Below are 16,943 nucleotides of genomic sequence, written 5' to 3' on the forward strand. Positions count from 1 at the left end.
TGCGCTACGTGCGATGCGCGGCGGACGGCATCGCGGATACATCACGCAAACGAATCGGGAGACGACGATGGTCGAGACAAGCTTGCTGGTCGATGCGAACAATCATCTAGGCGAAGGGCCGTTGTGGGACGTTCGCGAAGAGCGCCTCTACTGGATCGACAGCACGGCGGCGGAAATCTACAGTTGCCGCGCGGATGGCTCCGATGTGAAGCGTTACTTCGTGCCGCGCCATATCGGATCGATGGCGCTGCGCGAGCAGGGCGGTGCCGTCGTCGCGCTCGCGAACGGGCTTCACTTCTATGACTTCGATGCGCAGACCGTCGAGCCGATCGGCGATCCCGAAAGCGACGATCCCGAGACGCGTTTCAACGACGGCAAGGTCGATCGCAAAGGGCGTTTTATCGCGGGCACGATGGCCTACGATTTCGACCGCTTCGATGCGGATCGCGGTCAGCGCCCGACGCGTAGCGGCGGACTATACCGGCTCGACACCAACCGCGCGATCACGCGGCTGGACAGCGGTATCAGCTGTTCGAACGGGCCCTGCTGGAGCCCCGACAACCGCACGCTCTATTTCACCGACACGTACGAGAAGCTGATGTACGCATACGACTACGACATAGAAACGGGAAACGTGTCGAATCGCCGGGTGTTCGCATCGGCGCGCAACATGGCGGGCACGTTCGACGGCGCGACCGTCGACGAAGAGGGCTACGTCTGGTCGGCGCTCGTGTTCGGCGGGCGCATTCTGCGTTTTGCACCGGACGGCAGACTCGACCGCACGGTGCCGTTCCCCGTGCGCAATCTGACGAGCGTGATGTTCGGCGGGCCGAAGCTCGACGTTCTCTATGTGACGACGATGGGCCGCCCGATGTGGGGCATTCCGCAGAAGGAACGCGACAAGGGCGGCCTCTTCGCGGTCCGTGGACTGGGCGTACGCGGCTTGCCGGAACCGCGTTTTGCGGGTTAGCGGCCGGCGAAAAATCTGCTTCTATGAGGCGTGGCGGCGGCGTCAGTAAGGAGGCTCGCCATGCGCTGCCAGATGCAACGCGCGATCATTGCTGTGATCTCGCGGCAACACCTGTTGTAGCGCTTTTTTGACGGGCGTAGGCTTGCAGTACGTTAGACATGAATACGTCGACGCACATAACAAGTACAGCCAATCGGGAACGCTTCAACGGGAAAGGGCGATGAAGAAATCTCATGCATTGCCGACGCATAGCGCCGGGCCGATCTGGGGCCTGATTTTCGCGGCCGTCATGACGACGATCGCGGCCGCTCTGTGGATGTACGCGCAGACGCACGCCAATTCGAGCCGTCTGGACGAATCACTGGCCGTGGGCGCTGCGCTCGTCGGCGTGTTTGTCGCTGTGTGCGCTGCCCGGGAAATCCGTCATCACAAGCATTGAAGAACACCGGGCCTTGATCCCGCGCCACGCGTTTTTGCAACGCGTGGCTGCGCGTGATGTTGCCTCGTGTTTGCCGGGGGCCACAGTTGCCCCCGGACGTTAATGCTCTCGTCGTTATGCGGACAAATCCAGCGCGTTGGTCAAATCGCCCATGACGGGCTGACCGCGCGACTGCATCGCGGCATCGCGCGTGCGAAAGCCGTCGAGCGGTTCGAGTTCGAACACGCGCGTGATAAGCCGCAGGATCGATGCCGTGTCATACACGGTGTGATCGACATAGCCCTTCTTCGCGAACGGCGAGACCACCAATGCCGGCACACGCGTGCCCGGACCCCAGCGGTCGCCTTTCGGTGGAGCGACGTGGTCCCACCATCCGCCGTTTTCGTCGACGGTCACGATCACCACCATGCTTTCCCATTGCGGGCTTGCGCGCAGCGCTTTCACCGCATGCACGACATGGCGATCGCCCGATGCGACATCCGCGTAGCCCGCATGCATGTTCAGGTTGCCCTGCGGCTTGTAGAACGTGACGGCGGGTAGCCGGCCCGCACGCGCATCGGCGAGGAAGTGATTGGTGCTCTCGTCGTCGCCGAGGCCGCCGTCGCGCAGATGTTTCGCGCGCGCAGCGGTGCCCGGCCCGAGATTCGCGAAGTAGTTGAACGGCTGGTGGTGATACTGGAAGTTCGGTATCACCGGCGTGCCGTCGTTCGTGTTCTTGCCGTGCATCTCCAGCGTCTGCTGGAACGCACCCGCGTACCACGCCCAGTCGATGCCGCGCTTGTCGAGCTTGTCGCCGATATGCTCGTGCGTCTGCGGCGGCAGGGCCATCGCGTTGCTGTCCTGCGTCAGATCGACGACGCCGTTCGCGCCGACCTTGTATGGCGTGGGCGCGAAGGGCGGCATCATCGTGTTGACGGCATAGCTGATCGCGCGTCCGTCCGCGAGCGTTTCCGGCGGCGTCAGCGCGCTCGGGCCGAACTTGGGGACGCCGTCCATCGCACTGTTCGGCGACGTCGCGAGCGGTTTCAGATTCGGGTCGTCGGGGCGTCCGCTGAGCGTCTGTGCAATCTGCGCCTTCGCGATGCTCTGCTGCGGATCCGGATACACGGGAGGGGTCGCCGCGATCAGATACTGATGGTTCAGGAACGAGCCGCCGAACGCGCCCTGGAAGTAGTTGTCGCACAGCACGTATTCGCTGGCGAGGTCCCACAGGCGCAGGTCGTAGCTGGTGTTCGCGTAGTGACCCATCGTGAAGCCGCCCGAGTCCGCCCACGCGGCGAACATATCGTTCTTGCCACCGTTGATCTGCATCTGGTTCTGATAGAACACGTGCCACAGATCGTGCGTGACAAGCGACAGCGGCAGGTTCTCGCCGTGCGGGCCTTTGAGCGCAAACGGCGCGTTCGGCAGATCGGTCTGATATTGCTCGCCGGCCTTGTATGGAACGCCGTCCGCGATCTGATCCTTCAGCAGCCAGCCGCCCGGCACTTTCGGCAGACGAGGCAATACAGTCTTGCCGTCGCGGTCGCGCTGCACGCAGTCTTCCGGCTTCACGGCGGAGAGCGGCCGTTCGACGCCCGGAAAATTGCCGAACAGATTGTTGAAGCTGCGATTTTCCGCGTAGATCACGACGACCGTCTTGACCTTCGAGCGCAACGCGCGATCGAACTGCGGTCCCGCTGCGACGCCCGTAACCGAGGCTTCGCGCGACGGCGGTAATGCGCAGCTTGCCAGTCCGCCGCCCATCGCCACAGCGGCGACGCCGCCAAGGAAGTGGCGGCGGCTGGGTCGCTGCGGTGTCTGCGCGGGATCGGCGTCTTCATTCACGGGGGGAGAAGTGGGCGGTTCGGTGCGTTTCATCTGGATGTCCAAGGACGAGGGAAGCGATCGAAGAGGCTTGCGCGAAGCATAGCGTATGGCGGCTATGCGCGGGCGGTCGCAACAGGCGGCGCAGTCGGGGCCGCAGTCGGGGCAATATCTTTGCGTACCTGTCGTGACATCTGCATGACAGAGAAAATCGCCCGATGGCATGCCGCTGTCACTCGGCTGATTCGGCGTTGGTCAGTGTTCTTGTTGCCTGGGAGCCGGTCCGTACTTGATGCCACAGCTGCTGTTGAGATGCGCGTGAAAAGTCGCGTGGCAAGAGATGAGACGACGGCCCGATGCAATGGTCGTCGTTCGGGCGGTGGGAAGGTAGGTCCAATGTGCTCTTCGAGAAGGAAGGCTGGACATCCAGTCGCCTCTCGAAGGCAATCTGCATCGCGCAGATTCGTGCGTCGTGAAATCAGCGGAACGCGACGCGCTATCTTCGTTTCGATCGTGTCTGCTGCAAGGATCAGAAGCCTTGAAGCGTGTGCGTTGCGTGTGCAACGAGGTGCACGACGGCGAAGATCGTGCCGCCGATACACGCCGCGAGAACGACGGCAACGAACGGAAGCAAGACGATATTCACGTTAGCAAAATCGGCGTCGTGCGAAGCGCTTTTGCGCACGCCGAAAAAGCTCCACAAAACGATACGAATGAGCTTGAGGATTTCCATGGCGCCCTCCATCAGGGTCAACTAAAAGTACGGCTCATCATCTGCCTTCGACAGAAGCGAAGGAAGGAGCAGTTGACGCTAATCCGATAGGAGCAGAGCGCCTCACACATTTATCGCTGCACAGGCCTCGTTTAGCCGGGTGCGACAAATGTTCGCAATAGGCCCTTTAAAGGCGCAATAAAGCGATCTCGCCTGCATTCAATGATCCAGATCATGATCGACAGATCTTCGTATCTTGATAATAAAAACATACTGATTTTGTGCATCTTAATGCCGTGCAATAGCACGTCTTATCAACGCCTGAACGAGAACGGAGAAACTGTGTTTTGCTACCAATGTGAACAAACGGACCGCACGGGTGTCCAGCCCGGTTGCGCATCTTCAAAGGGCAATTGCGGCAAGGACGCGACGACGGCCGATCTGCAGGATCTGCTGGTGCATGCAGTCAAGGGCCTCGCGCAATACAACACGCTTGCGCGCGCGACGGGGCATGCAGATCGCGAAGCAGACCGGTTCGTTCTCTACGCGATGTTTACCACGCTGACCAACGTCAACTTCAACGCGAGCCGCTTCGTCGCGATGCTGAAGGAAGCGGCCCAGCTTCGCGACCGTGTCCGGTCGGCCTATGAAGACGCAGCGAAGGCCGCGGGCGAAGCCGCCCAGCAGCCGGCCGGCCCGGCCGCATGGCAACCGGCTGGCGATCTTGCCGGTCTGCTTGCACAGGCGCAGACGGTCGGCATCAATGCGGGCATCGAGAGCGTGGGCGCAGATGTCATCGGCCTTCGCGCATTAGTGATCTATGGTCTCAAGGGCGTGTGCGCGTACGCGCATCATGCGCAGATGCTCGGCAAGGAGAGCGACGAAGTCTACGCGGGCGTCGAAGCGGCGCTCGTGTTCCTCGCCAGCGAGCCGAGCGATGTCGACGCCTTGCTCGCGCAGGCGCTCAAGCTCGGCAGCCTGAATCTCAAGGTGATGGAATTGCTCGACGACGCCAACACGAGCCGCTTCGGTGCGCAACAGCCGACGGCCGTGCGTGTCACGCCCGTGGCGGGCAAGGCCATTCTCGTGTCGGGACACGACTTCGGCGATCTGCAGGCGCTTCTCGAGCAGACGGAAGGCACGGGCATCCAGATCTATACGCATGGCGAGATGCTGCCGGCCCACGCGTATCCGAAGCTGAAGGAGTACTCGCACCTCGCCGGCAACTTTGGCGGCGCGTGGCAGGACCAGCAGTCGGACTTCGCGAATTTCCCCGGTCCGATTCTGATGACGTCCAATTGCCTCATCGAACCGCGGCCGCAGTATCGCCAGCGTATTTTCACGACGGGACCGGTGGGCTGGGCGGGCTTGCGGCATCTGGAGCATCACGACTTTTCGGTGCTGATTCAGGCAGCGAAGGCACTGCCGGGGTTCCAGGAGACGGCTCCCGAAAAGACCATCACGGTGGGCTTCGGACGTCATGCTGTCCTCGGTGTTGCCGACAAGGTGATTGACGCGGTGAAAGCGGGCGCGATCCAGCACTTCTTCCTGATTGGCGGCTGCGACGGCGCCGCGCCTGGCCGCAACTACTACACGCAGTTTGCCGAGCAGGCGCCGAACGACACAGTCGTGATGACGCTCGGATGCAACAAGTATCGTTTCAATCAGCACGAGTTCGGCGACATCGGCGGCATTCCGCGTCTGCTCGATCTCGGGCAGTGCAACGACGCGTATTCGGCGATCCGCATCGCGATGGCGCTCGCCGATGCGTTCGAGTGCGGGGTCAACGATCTGCCGCTGTCGCTGATCGTGTCGTGGTTCGAGCAGAAGGCGGCCGCCGTGCTGCTGACGCTGCTCGCGCTGGGCATCAGGAACATCCGCCTCGGACCTACGCTGCCTGCCTTCCTGACGCCGAACATCCTCACGATCCTGGTCGAGCAGTTCGGTATTCAGCCGATCGGCGAGGCCAGTTCGGATCTCGCCGCCGCGCTTGCCCGCAAGGCAGCCTGAGTCCCATCCGCCGGGCGTCGTCAGGCGCCTGGCTTTTCTTTGCGCAGAATTTCATGACATTCCAAATCCAGCTCACGACACGCGATGAGCAGCAGCTGAGTTTCGACTGCGCGCCGGATCAGGATCTGCTCACGGCCGCGGCGCAAGCCAATATCATGCTGCCCTCGCAATGCAGGAAGGGCAGTTGTGGCGCGTGCCACGCGTCCGTCACGCACGGCGATTATCAGATGGGCGAACACAATGCCGATGCGCTTTCGGGTCAATCGACCGCGATCCTGATGTGCAGAACCACGCCGTGCAGCGATCTGCGTATCAGCGTTCCGTACGATCACACGAAAGTGCTGCATCAAGCGGTGCCGCGTCGTTCGACGACGATCGTGGGCCTCGAAACGATTGCGCAGAACACGGTGCGCCTGGAACTGGCGATCTCTCCCGACGCCGACGGCGGCAATGCCGCCGAGTTCGAACCCGGGCAATTCATGGAAATCGAGATTCCGGGCACCGACGAGCGGCGCCCGTATTCGCTTGCTAACACAAGCAACTGGGAAGGACGGCTCGAATTTCTGATCAGGCTGCAGCCGAACGGGCGCTTCTCGACTTATCTGCGCGAGCGCGCGGAGGTGTGTCAACAGCTTTTCGTGCGTGGACCGATGGGCGGCTTCGGCATTCGCGAGGGCAGCTTTCGCGCGCGCTGGTTCGTCGCCGGCGGGACGGGCGTGGCCCCGATGTTGTCGATGCTGCGCCGCATGGCCGACTTTCAGGAAATGCAGGACGCGCGGCTCTTTTTCGGCGTGAATCAGGAAAACGAACTGTTCCTGAAAGACGAGCTGGAAGAGCTGAAGACACAACTGCCGCAACTCGAAGTCGATCTGTGCGTCTGGAAGCCTGAAGCGGGCTGGGATGGCTTCAGCGGCACACCGGCCGATGCGCTGTCTGCTGCGCTGGTGAGCACGGCCTGTCAGCCGGATATCTACGTCTGCGGACCCGCCGCGCTGATTCGTGCCGCCGAACAGATTGCAATCGATTCAGGCTTGCCGTCCGATCAATTCGAAAGCGAGCGGTTTGTTTCGAGTGCCGGCGCGGCGTGACGGGCTTGCTGCAAGCTATCTGCTGATGTCGGTCAATAGGCGAACTTCGTGTAGCTTTCGCCGGCGGCATGGCCGTCTGCATTGTCCACGCGCGGCATGTACCGGAGCAGTCGCCGGGCCCTGGCGCTTAGCGATCGATAGACGCCTTCGGGAACGTCGATGTGCACTTCGGGCCGGAAGTACCAGCTCCGGCTGTAGCCGATCACGATCATCGGCCGCGGAATCTGCGTCCGATTGGGCGTGCCTCGGTGCAAGGCCCGCACGTCCCGGATCATCACGTCGCCGAGTTCCATCGTGATGGCCTGCAACGGCGCGTGTCCTTTCGCGTACGCTTGCATCGCTTCATCGGCGTGCATCCGATGCGTGCCGAAGGTCGTTTCGAATGGCCCGTTGTCGAGCGTCACGTCGCACAGCGGAAAGTTGACCGCCAGCTGGAACGACGGCGTTTCAGGAAAGCCGTCGAAGAGCGCCGGCGTGTCGCGGTGTATGTCCTGATAGTCGGAGCCGTGCAGCGGCGTATCGGAGGCCAGCTGGCACATGACGGGGTCGTCGCCCGCGACACGCTCGACGATGCTCAACACGTCGGGGTCCGCGAAAATCGTCTCGTCGGCGAAAGTGCCCGTGAAAGGCAGCGTGATGTAGTGCCTGTTCTGGCCTCTGACGGCCGTCGCATTGGACCGGATGCGTTCATCGAGCAGCGCGTCGAATGCCTCTTGCCATCGGCGCAGCGTTTCCGTCGGAAAATGCTGGCGCAGCATCACCATGCCGTCTCTGTCGAATTGCTGCGCGAGCGAATCGATTTCCGTAGTCGTATAACGGCTCATTCGATGTCTCCTGCGTGGTCGTTGCCGACGCGACAGCCACAGGCCACAGGCCAGTGCGCGGGTCAGTCGCTGAAGCCCTGCAATACGGCGCCGAGTTCTTCGAGCGTGAATGGCTTGCGCAGCGCCGCCCAGCGAAACGGCAATGGCGGCACAGCCGGCATCTCGTAGCCTGACGAAAACACCAGGCGTATCGACGGCTGAATCGCGGCCGCCTGTCTGGCGAACTCGACGCCATCGATGCCCGGCATCCTGATATCCGTGATCACCACGTCGAACGGTTCTTCGCGCAGCCAGCCGAGCGCTTCTTCAGGCGACGTAGTGAATTTCGGCGCGTGGCCGAGCAAGCGGATCAGTTCGTTGATCGCTTCCGACAGATTGCCGTCATCGTCGACGAGCAGGATGCGCAGCGTCTGCGCACTGTCCGCCCGTTCAACGACGGAACCGTTATTCGCGAGCGCATCTTTCCCGCTATCGAGCATCTGCCTGACCTTGTGCGCGAGCTGCTCGCGGCTATAAGGCTTGCTGAGCAGTTCGACACCCGGGTCGAGTCTGCCGCCGTGGACGATCGCGTTGTGCGTATAGCCCGACGTGAACAGAACCTTCAGCCGCGGCAGCAGCGTGACGGCCTGTGCCGCCATGTCGGTGCTTCGAACGGGGCCCGGCATCACGACGTCGGAAAACAGCAGGTCCACGTCCACGCCGCTTCGCAGCACGGTCAGCGCCTGTTGCGCATCGTCGGCCTTCAGCACGTGGTAGCCGAGTTCGGTGAGCGTATCGATCGCGGTCGTCTGCACCTTCTGGTCGTCCTCGACGACGAGAATCGTCTCCGTTCCTCCCCTCACGGGAGTTCGCATCCGCGGCGGCGGCTCGATGGCCGGCTTCGCCGAGCGGGGCAGATAGATCTTGACGGTCGTGCCGTGATCGAGCTCGCTGTAGATCTTGATGTGGCCGCCGCTCTGCTTCACGAAGCCATAAGCCATGCTCAGCCCGAGGCCCGTACCCTGGCCTTCGGGCTTCGTGGTGAAGAACGGATCGAACGCGCGCTCAACGACGTCCTGCTGCATGCCGGTTCCCGTATCCGTGACGGCCAGCAGCACGTACTGTCCGGCCGCGACATCGGGCACGGTCGCGATGTATTCGTCGTCGAGCATTGCGTTCGACAGCTCCATCGTCAGCTTGCCGCCGTCGGGCATCGCGTCTCTCGCATTGATCGCGAGATTGAGGATCACGTTCTCGAGCTGATGGATGTCGACCAGCGTGTTCCACAATCCGCCCGCGACGACCGTCTCCACACGTATCGTTTCACCGAGCGCGCGACGAAGCAGATCGTCCATGCCGCGCAGCGCCGCCGCCAGATTGATGACCACGGGTTGCAACGGTTGCTGACGGCCGAACGCCAGCAGTTGCGACGCGAGCTTCGAGCCACGGTCGACGGCGTCGATGGCCTTGTTGACCCGCTCGCGCGTCCACGAATCGCGGTGATGCCGGCTGTCGAGCAGTTCGAGATTGCCGCGCAATATCTGCAGCAGGTTGTTGAAGTCGTGAGCGACGCCGCCCGTCAGCTTGCCCACGGCTTCCATCTTCTGGGCCCGAAACAATGCCATGCGCGTCTCTTCGAGCTGCCGGCTGGCGTCCATGCGTTCGGTGATGTCCCGCGTGATCTTGGCGAAACCGACGAGCGTGCCGTCTTCGCTCCTGATCGCGTCGATCACGACGTGGGCCCAAAAGCGCTGGCCATCCTTGCGCACTCGCCATCCCTCGGACTCGAAGCGTCCTTCGTTGGCGGCGATCGACAGCCCATGTTCCGGTAGCCCGGCTGCCGTATCTTCGGGCGTATAGAAACGGGAGAAGTGCGAGCCGATCACTTCTTCGGCACTGAAGCCTTTGATTCGCCGCGCGCCGGCGTTCCAGTTCGTGATGGTGCCATCTGGCGACAGCATGAAAATCGCGTAGTCCGTGACACCGTTGACGAGCATCCGGAAGCGTTGCTCGCTTTCGACGACGGCCTCGTGAGCGATTCGCTTGTCCGTCATGTCGCGCACGATTTTGGCAAAGCCGGCAATGTGACCCTGTTCGTCTTTCAAGGCCGTGATCACGACGCTGGCCCAGAAGCGCGAGCCATCCCGCCGGATGCGCCAGCCTTCCGACTCTGAACGTCCCGTGCGCCGCGCCGTTTCGAGGGCGGCCGCGGCGGCGCCTCGAGCACGATCTTCGGGCGTATGGAACATGCCGAAATGCCGGCCAATGACTTCCTCGCTCGAGAAGCCGTGGATCTGCTCGCCGCCGACGTTCCACGTCCTGATCGTGCCGTCGCGTGACAGCCCGATCACTGCATAGTCGCGAACGGAGCTGACCCATCGCCGGCACCAGTCTTCCGGCAGCGACGGGTTGCCCTGGTCGTCGTCTTGCATCGTCGCCTCCCCGTTCTTCCGCTGGTTCATGTCAAGCGTCGCCAATGGTCAATCAAAATTTTCAGCACGTTTCATGCCTGGGGTTTCGTCGATCGAGACGCCAGTTTGTTGCTCTGGAGACGATCTCGTTCGACTGGAAGCAGCCTATCGTATCGGAGATGGCGCGCCCAGTCGTGCAGCGCTGGTCCGCCGACCTTGACGGCATCATCGTGAGCCGTTGCGTCGGCAGATTTTTGCATTAGGATACAACTTGAGCATTGGCCCGGTTTTCGCTGACGGGGCCGCACGGTAAGGCATTCGCCGGCATTCATTCGCAAGCCAGCGATCCATGCCTGACCAGCAGCTTACGACGCCAAAGGCTTTGAACAACGCAGTCGTTTCGTTTCGGCGACCCATGGATGCTGCGAACGCGGATGGCGATGCGGTACACAAACAATACGACGTGGCGCTTGCGCGTCTGGAGCAGGCTTTCCAGCGAGTGCAGCGCGCGGCCGGTTGCTATCCGTCCGATTCGCTTGCCGTCTTCGAGGCCAGGCAGGCGTACGAGCGGGCGAGACTCGTCTGGCTGTCGGCCGAACTGACTTTACGCGGCGATGCGCTGCTGAACGCGCCGCGCTCGCGTGTGCCGCGCGGCAATGTCCTCGTCGTGGGCCGCTCCGATCAGATCGTGCGATCCCTGGTCGTGCTGCTGAAGACCCAAGGTTACGCGTCGATGGGGTGCAGCGTCGCGGAACTGTACGGGGCGCTGCGCGAGTCTGCCTATGCGGTGGTTCTCTTGAGCGTCGATTGTGCGATGGCCCGGGACCGGGCGCTTCTCGACGCAATCAGACATGCCGTTTTGCCGCTGCCCATTGTCGCGCTGATACGCGGTAGCCTGGCGAGTTTGCAGCACGTCCCGTTCGACCACGTGGTAAGCGATCCATCGGACATCGGTCAGATAGCGGGCGCACTCGATCAGGTCACGGCCCGCCATGTTGCCGTAGTCTCTCCTTTCCCGATTGCGCCGCAAGGCGACGCAGGACTTGCAGTCGTGCAGCCGTGAACGCATCTAGAAGCGGTGCGGCGCATCGGTTGGCCCCGTCGATGGCGGCGCCGGTTCGTCGAGCACCAGCACGGCGGAAGGGCATCCTTCGAGCACCCCTTGTGGATGCTCTGCCGCGACAGCCGTAAAGAGGCCATCGAGATACTCGAACGTGAGCAGCGGTTTCAGCGCCGCGAGCGCGGTTTCGGGATCGGGCTGCGGTGGTGTCGTGATTCCGTCGACGTCCAGACGAATGACGCAGCGATCGCCGTCGCGAGTCATTGCGCCGATGCCGATCAGCTTGCCGTCCATGTTTTGCGCGAGCACCCGGTCTTCGAGCGCGAACAGGCGGAACGGGCGACGTGGCGAGTGGGTGACTGCGTCTCGATCTGTCATGGCTTCATCCCCGGTGGAATGCTCTCGTTCGCGCAACGGCTATGCCTGCGCGAACGGGTGATCCCTCGTATGGCAGAGCGGCACCTCGTGAAGGCGCACGTTGTAATTGCTACGCGCCGCAAGCTCCCCACGATGCTGGGCATAGGCCATGCTGAACCGAATGCAACGGCGGCGTGTTTTTGCGCTTGCATGCGTGCGTCGCTCGCATCCCATAAGGAGAACTGCCATGTCAGCCAAAGCCGGTGAAACCGCGCAAAAGACGGGTGACTTCCGCTGTGAAAAGTGTCACAAGACGACGCACGTGACGCACGGCAAGAAGATTCCCAAATGCCCGCATTGTGGCAACGATACCTTCGATACACGCACGCATGAGCCAGGCAACAAAAGCTCGTGAACAGGATCGCACGATGAGTCCGGGAGACTTCCAATGGCCCGATATATCGAGTGGCAGGACCGGCGCGCGCATGCAAAGAGCCCGTCCATCATGCAACGCTCAGTGCGCTCCGGCTTGCTTGCGGGCGCGCTGGCCGCTGTCGTTGCCGGGTGGCGCGCGGCGGCAGAAGGTTCGAGCGCGATTGCCCCCATCAACGCCGTCACGCATTGTTTGTGGCCTCACCGCGCGTTCGCAGAGACGCGCTTTAGCGCACGCTTCTCGTTGACGGGTTTTGCGATTCACGAGGCGTCCGCCGTGCTATGGGCGATGCTCTTCGAGGGACTGCGCGATCGTCTGTCGCGTGGGTCGTCGCGTCGGGACGCGGTTGCCGTTGCGACGGCTGCGACAGCGACGGCTGCAACGGCGTACGTCGTCGACTATCACCTGGTGCCCGAGCGACTGACGCCGGGCTTCGACGCTCATCTGTCGAATCGTTCGCTCGCGGCCGTGTATATCGCACTGGCAGCCGGACTCGCGGCGGCCGCGTTGCTCGGCGGCTCGCGGAGCGACGACTGAGCACTGCCTCACTGCGATGACCTCGCCCGCGAGGAACGCCCATTGCTGATCCGACGCGGCCACATCAAGCGTCGCAGCGGCAGTACATGCCGCTGCAATTTTTCACAGCAATCACACTTCATGGAGTCGATCATGAATGAGGCCGCACATAAACCCGTTGCCGCGTCGGCGGCGCGCAACCCCGGATCGGATGCAATCGAATTGCTGAAGAGCGATCATCGCGCCGTCGAGAAGCTATTCGATGCGTTTGCAAAAACACGCGACGACGATCTCGAAGCGAAAGGCACGCTTGCGCAGCGCACATGCGAGGAGCTGACCGTGCATTCGATCATCGAGGAAGAGATTCTGTACCCCGCCGCGCACAAGGCGCTCGGCAAACACGACGCGATCGACGTGAACGAAGCCTTCGTCGAGCACTATCTCGTGAAGACGCTCATCGAGAAGTTCGATTCGCTGAAGCCCGGCGACAAAGGCTTCGACGCGACGTTCAAGGTGATGTCGGAACTCGTTCGACACCACATCGAGGAAGAAGAGTCGACGTTGTTTCCTGAATTGCGTCAGCGTGGAATCGATCTCGTCGCACTCGGCGACAAGCTCGCCGCACGCAAAGCCGAGCTCATGAAGAAACTCGAACAGGCGGGCAGCAAGCTCGTCGGCGACAGGTCGCTATCGTTTGGCCGCCCGGCCTGAACTTCGTCCATGCAGTCAACGTCGCCGCGCGCGGACTTCAGCGCGCGCGGATGCGACACGTTCAACTGATTGTCCACCTGATAAGCGGACCCTCAGGCATGCTCACGCGTGCGACGCCCGCCTACGGTGATTGCCGCTGAACAGCTTGACCATCCCGCATGCGACGACCGTCGCCAGCAATGCCGTTGCGACGGGAAACGTGCCTGCCGTATTGACGGCGATCTCCACGGGACGCTCGCCAAGCAACTGCATGCGCCGTTGCGTCATCTGCGCGCCCAACGTTCTCAGCTCGTGTTTCAGCGAGCGTTCCGCGATCGGCAGCAATGTCGTTTCCTCATCGGCGACGTGATGCAAGGTCTCGCGGATCAGTTGCATGAAGAGCGCATCGTATGCGGCGTTTTCCGGGCCCATGCTGCGCAACGTACCGATCACCTCGCGCATCGCGTCGTGTTCGGCACGGCTCTTTTTCAGCGTCTCGTTGTCCGGGTCTACGCGGGCCAGTGCGGGATAGAAGATCTCTTCTTCCAGTTGCGCGTGAATCTCCAGTGCCGCGCAGACCGAATTGACGATCGCGCGCTTGCGCCACCACGCGGTTTCGTTCCTGTATCGATGAAACGCGGAAGTCACGTGGGTATGGTCGAGACGTATCAGCGTCGTGATCGTCGGGGACATGGAACTGTTCGTGGTGGACATGGCATCAGGTGTCGAAGGGATCAGGCAAACCGCTGAGCATGTGCTGTTCCACCCAATCGCCAATGAATTCACGCCAATGAGTTCACGCCAATAAGTTCACGCAAATGAAGCCGGCGCGCCGGAGGAACATCGATTGCTCGGGCGTCACGTTGTGAGGTATTTGATGCGGAGCGACGAATGAGCAAGGAAACGAAAAACCCGGCCTATCCGTGGGCATCGGGCGGATGGGGTTCGCTGAAGTCCGTCGTACGAATCCTGACGCAGGAAAAGGTCGCATTGAAGGACAGTACGATCCTGCTGCGCCAGAACAAGCCGGATGGATACATGTGCGTCAGCTGCTCGTGGGCGAAGCCCGCATCGCCGCATACGTTCGAGTTCTGCGAGAGCGGCGCGAAAGCGACTGCATGGGACACGACGGCCAAGCGCGTCACGTCCGATTTTTTCCGCGCCTACACAGTCCGCGAACTGCTGACGTGGCACGATCACGATCTCGAAGAAGCGGGGCGCCTGACGGAGCCGCTGCGCTACGACGCATCGACGGACCGCTATGTGCCCGTCAGCTGGGAACACGCATTCGAGGAAATCGGCCGCGAGCTGCGCGCCATCGATCCGGGCCGCGCCGTGTTCTATACATCGGGGCGCGCATCGCTCGAAACGTCGTACATGCTTCAGTTGTTCGCGCGGATGTACGGCACGAACAATCTGCCCGACAGCTCGAACATGTGTCACGAAAGCACGAGCGTCGGACTGAAAGAGGCGATCGGCGTCGGCGTGGGCACGATCTCGCTGGAGGACTTCGAAAAGACCGATCTGATGTTTTTCTTCGGGCAGAACACGGGAACCAACAGCCCGCGCATGCTGCACCAGCTCGAAGAAGCGCGCAAGCGCGGCGTGCCCATCATCACGTTCAATCCGTTGAAAGAGCCGGGCCTCATCAGTTTCGTGAATCCGCAATCGCCCAGCAAAATGCTGACGCCCGCCGAAACGCAGATCAGCACGCAATACCATCAGGTGAAGACGGGCGGCGATACGGCTGCGATTCTCGGCATCTGCAAGGCCGTGATCGACGCGGACGATCAGGCTGTTCGCGATGGCCGCCCGCGCGTTCTCGACGTGAACTTCATCGACGAGCACACGAAAGGCTTCGACGAATTCGCGCGTTACGCGCGCGAGACCGGCTGGGTCGACATCGAGCAGGTAAGCGGCCTGTCGCGCGATGCACTCGAAGCAGCCGCGACCGAATACGCGAAAGCGAACGCCGTGATGGTTCATTACGGCATGGGGCTCACGCAGCATCGGATGGGCGTGCAGAACGTGCGGATGCTGTGCAACCTGCTGCTCCTGCGCGGCAACATCGGCAAGCCCGGCGCGGGACCGTCGCCCGTGCGCGGCCATTCGAACGTGCAGGGACAACGCACGGTGGGCATCACCGAGAAGCCCGAACTCGCGCCGCTCGACAAGCTGGCCGCGCAGTTCTCGTTCGAGCCGCCGCGAGAGAAAGGCATGAACATCGTCGAAGTGTTCGAGGCGATGGTGAAGGGCGACGTGCGCGCCGTCATCAACCTGGGCGGCAATCTCGTGCGCTCGGTGCCCGATCGCGGACAGACGGAACCCGCGTGGAGCCGTTTGCACATGACCGTCAATATCGCGACGAAGCTCAATCGCAGTCATCTCGTGCATGGCGAAGTGTCGTACATCCTGCCGTGCCTGAGCCGCATCGAGATCGACCGGCAGGCGGGCGGCGAGCAGGCGGTATCGATGGAGGACAGCACGGCATGCATCCACGGCTCGAAAGGCGTCATCGAGCCGGCGGGGCCGCACGTCCGTTCCGAGCCGTTCATCATCGCGGGCATCGCGAAGGCGACGCTGCAGGAACGTTCGACCGTCGACTGGGATGCATGGCGCGACGATTACTCGCGCGTTCGCGCGGCCATTGCGGAGACCTATCCGGAAACCTTCTACGACTTCGATGCGCGCATGTGGACGCCCGGCGGCTTTCCGCGACCGATGCCCGCGCGCGAGCGCAAATGGCAAACGAAGAGCGGCAAGGCCGAGTTCATGGTGACGGAGGCATTGGGCGAAGACCCGGACATGCCCGAGCGCGAGCCCGGCGCCTTGCGCCTGATGACGCTGCGCACGGACAGCCAGTTCAACACGACGATCTACAACCACGACGATCGCTTTCGCGGTATCAAGGGAACGCGGATGGTGCTGCTGATGAATCGCGCCGACATGGCGCAGCGCGAACTGCACGAAGGCGACCGCGTGACGCTGGAGACCATCGCCGACGACGGAATCGAGCGCAAGGTGCGAGGGCTGTCCGTCGTGCCATACGACATTCCCGCCGGCTGCATCGGCGGCTACTATCCGGAGTGCAATCCGCTGCTGCCTTTGTGGCACTACGCGAAGGAAAGCAAGGTGCCGGGCGCGAAGTCGATACCTGTCAGGGTGACGGCCGTCGAGCGGATGTCAGCCGTGTAAAGAGCATGCGGCGGCGTGCGGATCGCGCCGCGCGACGCCGCGTTGTTTCAACGGACCGTGTACCGTTTGCAGTCGTCCGCAAGCTTTCGAAGTCGCGCGGCCCGACAGCAGCGGCCTGTGGTCATAGCCGGATGACCCGCTGACGCCGGCGCGATCCTGCTGCGCTTCGACATGAGCGAATACATGAAGCGTCGCTGGCGGCGCTGCTTCCCGCCGCTGTCCGCCGCTCTTCAGCCGTCTTCTTGCTGCGCTGCAACCACTCCCACGGCGATACGACGGGCACGCGTTCCCGCCCCTCCGTCGCCGCTTTTCCCCTTCCGTTGACTGCAAACGCATCGCACTTTGCGCACGTCGACCGATTTGATCGACAATGATCGATGGCCCTCACAAGAAATTTGTTATAAAGGCTCCGATTGCACCCCCCATTCGGCTCCCGGCTCGCCCCGCCGCCTT

The 16,943-nt window shown here is 62.3% G+C and carries 15 protein-coding genes; 9 read left to right on the forward strand and 6 right to left on the reverse strand.

Features of this window, described 5'->3' with window-relative positions; all coding sequences use genetic code 11:
- Positions 1-67: 67 nt before the first annotated feature.
- The gene (locus BMW76_RS14270; protein ID WP_090866117.1) at positions 68-970 is read left to right on the forward strand and encodes an SMP-30/gluconolactonase/LRE family protein; all 903 of its coding nucleotides are present in this window, start codon (positions 68-70) and stop codon (positions 968-970) included.
- A gap of 220 nt (positions 971-1,190) precedes the next feature.
- Entirely contained in the window at positions 1,191-1,409 is a 219-nt protein-coding gene (locus tag BMW76_RS14275; RefSeq protein WP_090865933.1) for a hypothetical protein, read from the forward strand.
- A 114-nt stretch (positions 1,410-1,523) separates the two neighbouring features.
- On the opposite strand, the gene acpA is transcribed toward BMW76_RS14275, so the two are convergent.
- Positions 1,524-3,269, reverse strand: a complete 1,746-nt coding sequence (acpA, locus tag BMW76_RS14280; RefSeq protein ID WP_090865935.1) for an acid phosphatase — start codon at positions 3,267-3,269, stop codon at positions 1,524-1,526.
- A 475-nt stretch (positions 3,270-3,744) separates the two neighbouring features.
- Positions 3,745-3,948, reverse strand: a complete 204-nt coding sequence (locus BMW76_RS14285; protein WP_090865938.1) for a DUF2970 domain-containing protein — start codon at positions 3,946-3,948, stop codon at positions 3,745-3,747.
- A gap of 321 nt (positions 3,949-4,269) precedes the next feature.
- Between BMW76_RS14285 and hcp the strand changes: the two genes are divergently transcribed.
- Positions 4,270-5,937 carry a hydroxylamine reductase gene (gene hcp, locus BMW76_RS14290; RefSeq protein ID WP_090866119.1) on the forward strand — a complete coding sequence of 556 codons (1,668 nt, stop codon included), beginning with the start codon at positions 4,270-4,272 and terminating at the stop codon, positions 5,935-5,937.
- A gap of 53 nt (positions 5,938-5,990) precedes the next feature.
- Complete coding sequence (locus tag BMW76_RS14295; protein ID WP_090865940.1) at positions 5,991-7,025, forward strand: FAD-binding oxidoreductase; 1,035 nt, start codon at positions 5,991-5,993, stop codon at positions 7,023-7,025.
- A 32-nt stretch (positions 7,026-7,057) separates the two neighbouring features.
- Here BMW76_RS14295 and BMW76_RS14300 read toward each other — a convergent pair whose 3' ends face one another.
- Complete coding sequence (locus tag BMW76_RS14300) at positions 7,058-7,849, reverse strand: phytanoyl-CoA dioxygenase family protein (RefSeq protein ID WP_090865941.1); 792 nt, start codon at positions 7,847-7,849, stop codon at positions 7,058-7,060.
- Positions 7,850-7,911: 62 nt separating this feature from the next.
- Positions 7,912-10,260: a PAS domain S-box protein gene (locus BMW76_RS14305; RefSeq protein WP_090866121.1), complete on the reverse strand. Its 2,349-nt coding sequence runs from the start codon at positions 10,258-10,260 to the stop codon at positions 7,912-7,914.
- Positions 10,261-10,654: 394 nt separating this feature from the next.
- Between BMW76_RS14305 and BMW76_RS14310 the strand changes: the two genes are divergently transcribed.
- Positions 10,655-11,302, forward strand: a complete 648-nt coding sequence (locus BMW76_RS14310) for a hypothetical protein (protein WP_090865942.1) — start codon at positions 10,655-10,657, stop codon at positions 11,300-11,302.
- Between the two features lie 6 nt (positions 11,303-11,308).
- Here BMW76_RS14310 and BMW76_RS14315 read toward each other — a convergent pair whose 3' ends face one another.
- Positions 11,309-11,677, reverse strand: a complete 369-nt coding sequence (locus tag BMW76_RS14315; protein WP_090865943.1) for a hypothetical protein — start codon at positions 11,675-11,677, stop codon at positions 11,309-11,311.
- 226 nt (positions 11,678-11,903) lie between these two features.
- On the opposite strand from BMW76_RS14315, the gene BMW76_RS14320 reads away from it, so the two are divergent.
- The 3 genes from BMW76_RS14320 to BMW76_RS14330 all read left to right on the forward strand — a co-directional run bounded on the left by BMW76_RS14320 (position 11,904) and on the right by BMW76_RS14330 (position 13,316).
- Complete coding sequence (locus BMW76_RS14320) at positions 11,904-12,071, forward strand: zinc ribbon-containing protein (RefSeq protein ID WP_090865944.1); 168 nt, start codon at positions 11,904-11,906, stop codon at positions 12,069-12,071.
- Positions 12,072-12,104: 33 nt separating this feature from the next.
- A complete protein-coding gene (locus tag BMW76_RS14325; protein WP_090865945.1) occupies positions 12,105-12,626 on the forward strand; it encodes a hypothetical protein in 522 nt (173 codons plus the stop codon).
- A 132-nt stretch (positions 12,627-12,758) separates the two neighbouring features.
- Positions 12,759-13,316 (forward strand): hemerythrin domain-containing protein, encoded by a 558-nt coding sequence (locus BMW76_RS14330; protein WP_090866123.1) that lies wholly within the window; start codon positions 12,759-12,761, stop codon positions 13,314-13,316.
- A gap of 102 nt (positions 13,317-13,418) precedes the next feature.
- Here BMW76_RS14330 and BMW76_RS14335 read toward each other — a convergent pair whose 3' ends face one another.
- Positions 13,419-14,009, reverse strand: coding sequence for a hemerythrin domain-containing protein (locus tag BMW76_RS14335; protein WP_090865952.1), 591 nt, complete (start codon positions 14,007-14,009; stop codon positions 13,419-13,421).
- A 177-nt stretch (positions 14,010-14,186) separates the two neighbouring features.
- Here BMW76_RS14335 and BMW76_RS14340 point away from each other — a divergent pair, with 177 nt between their 5' ends.
- Positions 14,187-16,490, forward strand: a complete 2,304-nt coding sequence (locus BMW76_RS14340; protein ID WP_090865954.1) for an FdhF/YdeP family oxidoreductase — start codon at positions 14,187-14,189, stop codon at positions 16,488-16,490.
- Positions 16,491-16,943: the final 453 nt, after the last annotated feature.

The sequence above is a fragment of the Paraburkholderia diazotrophica genome, from assembly GCF_900108945.1.
GTDB classification, from domain to species: Bacteria; Pseudomonadota; Gammaproteobacteria; order Burkholderiales; family Burkholderiaceae; genus Paraburkholderia; species Paraburkholderia diazotrophica.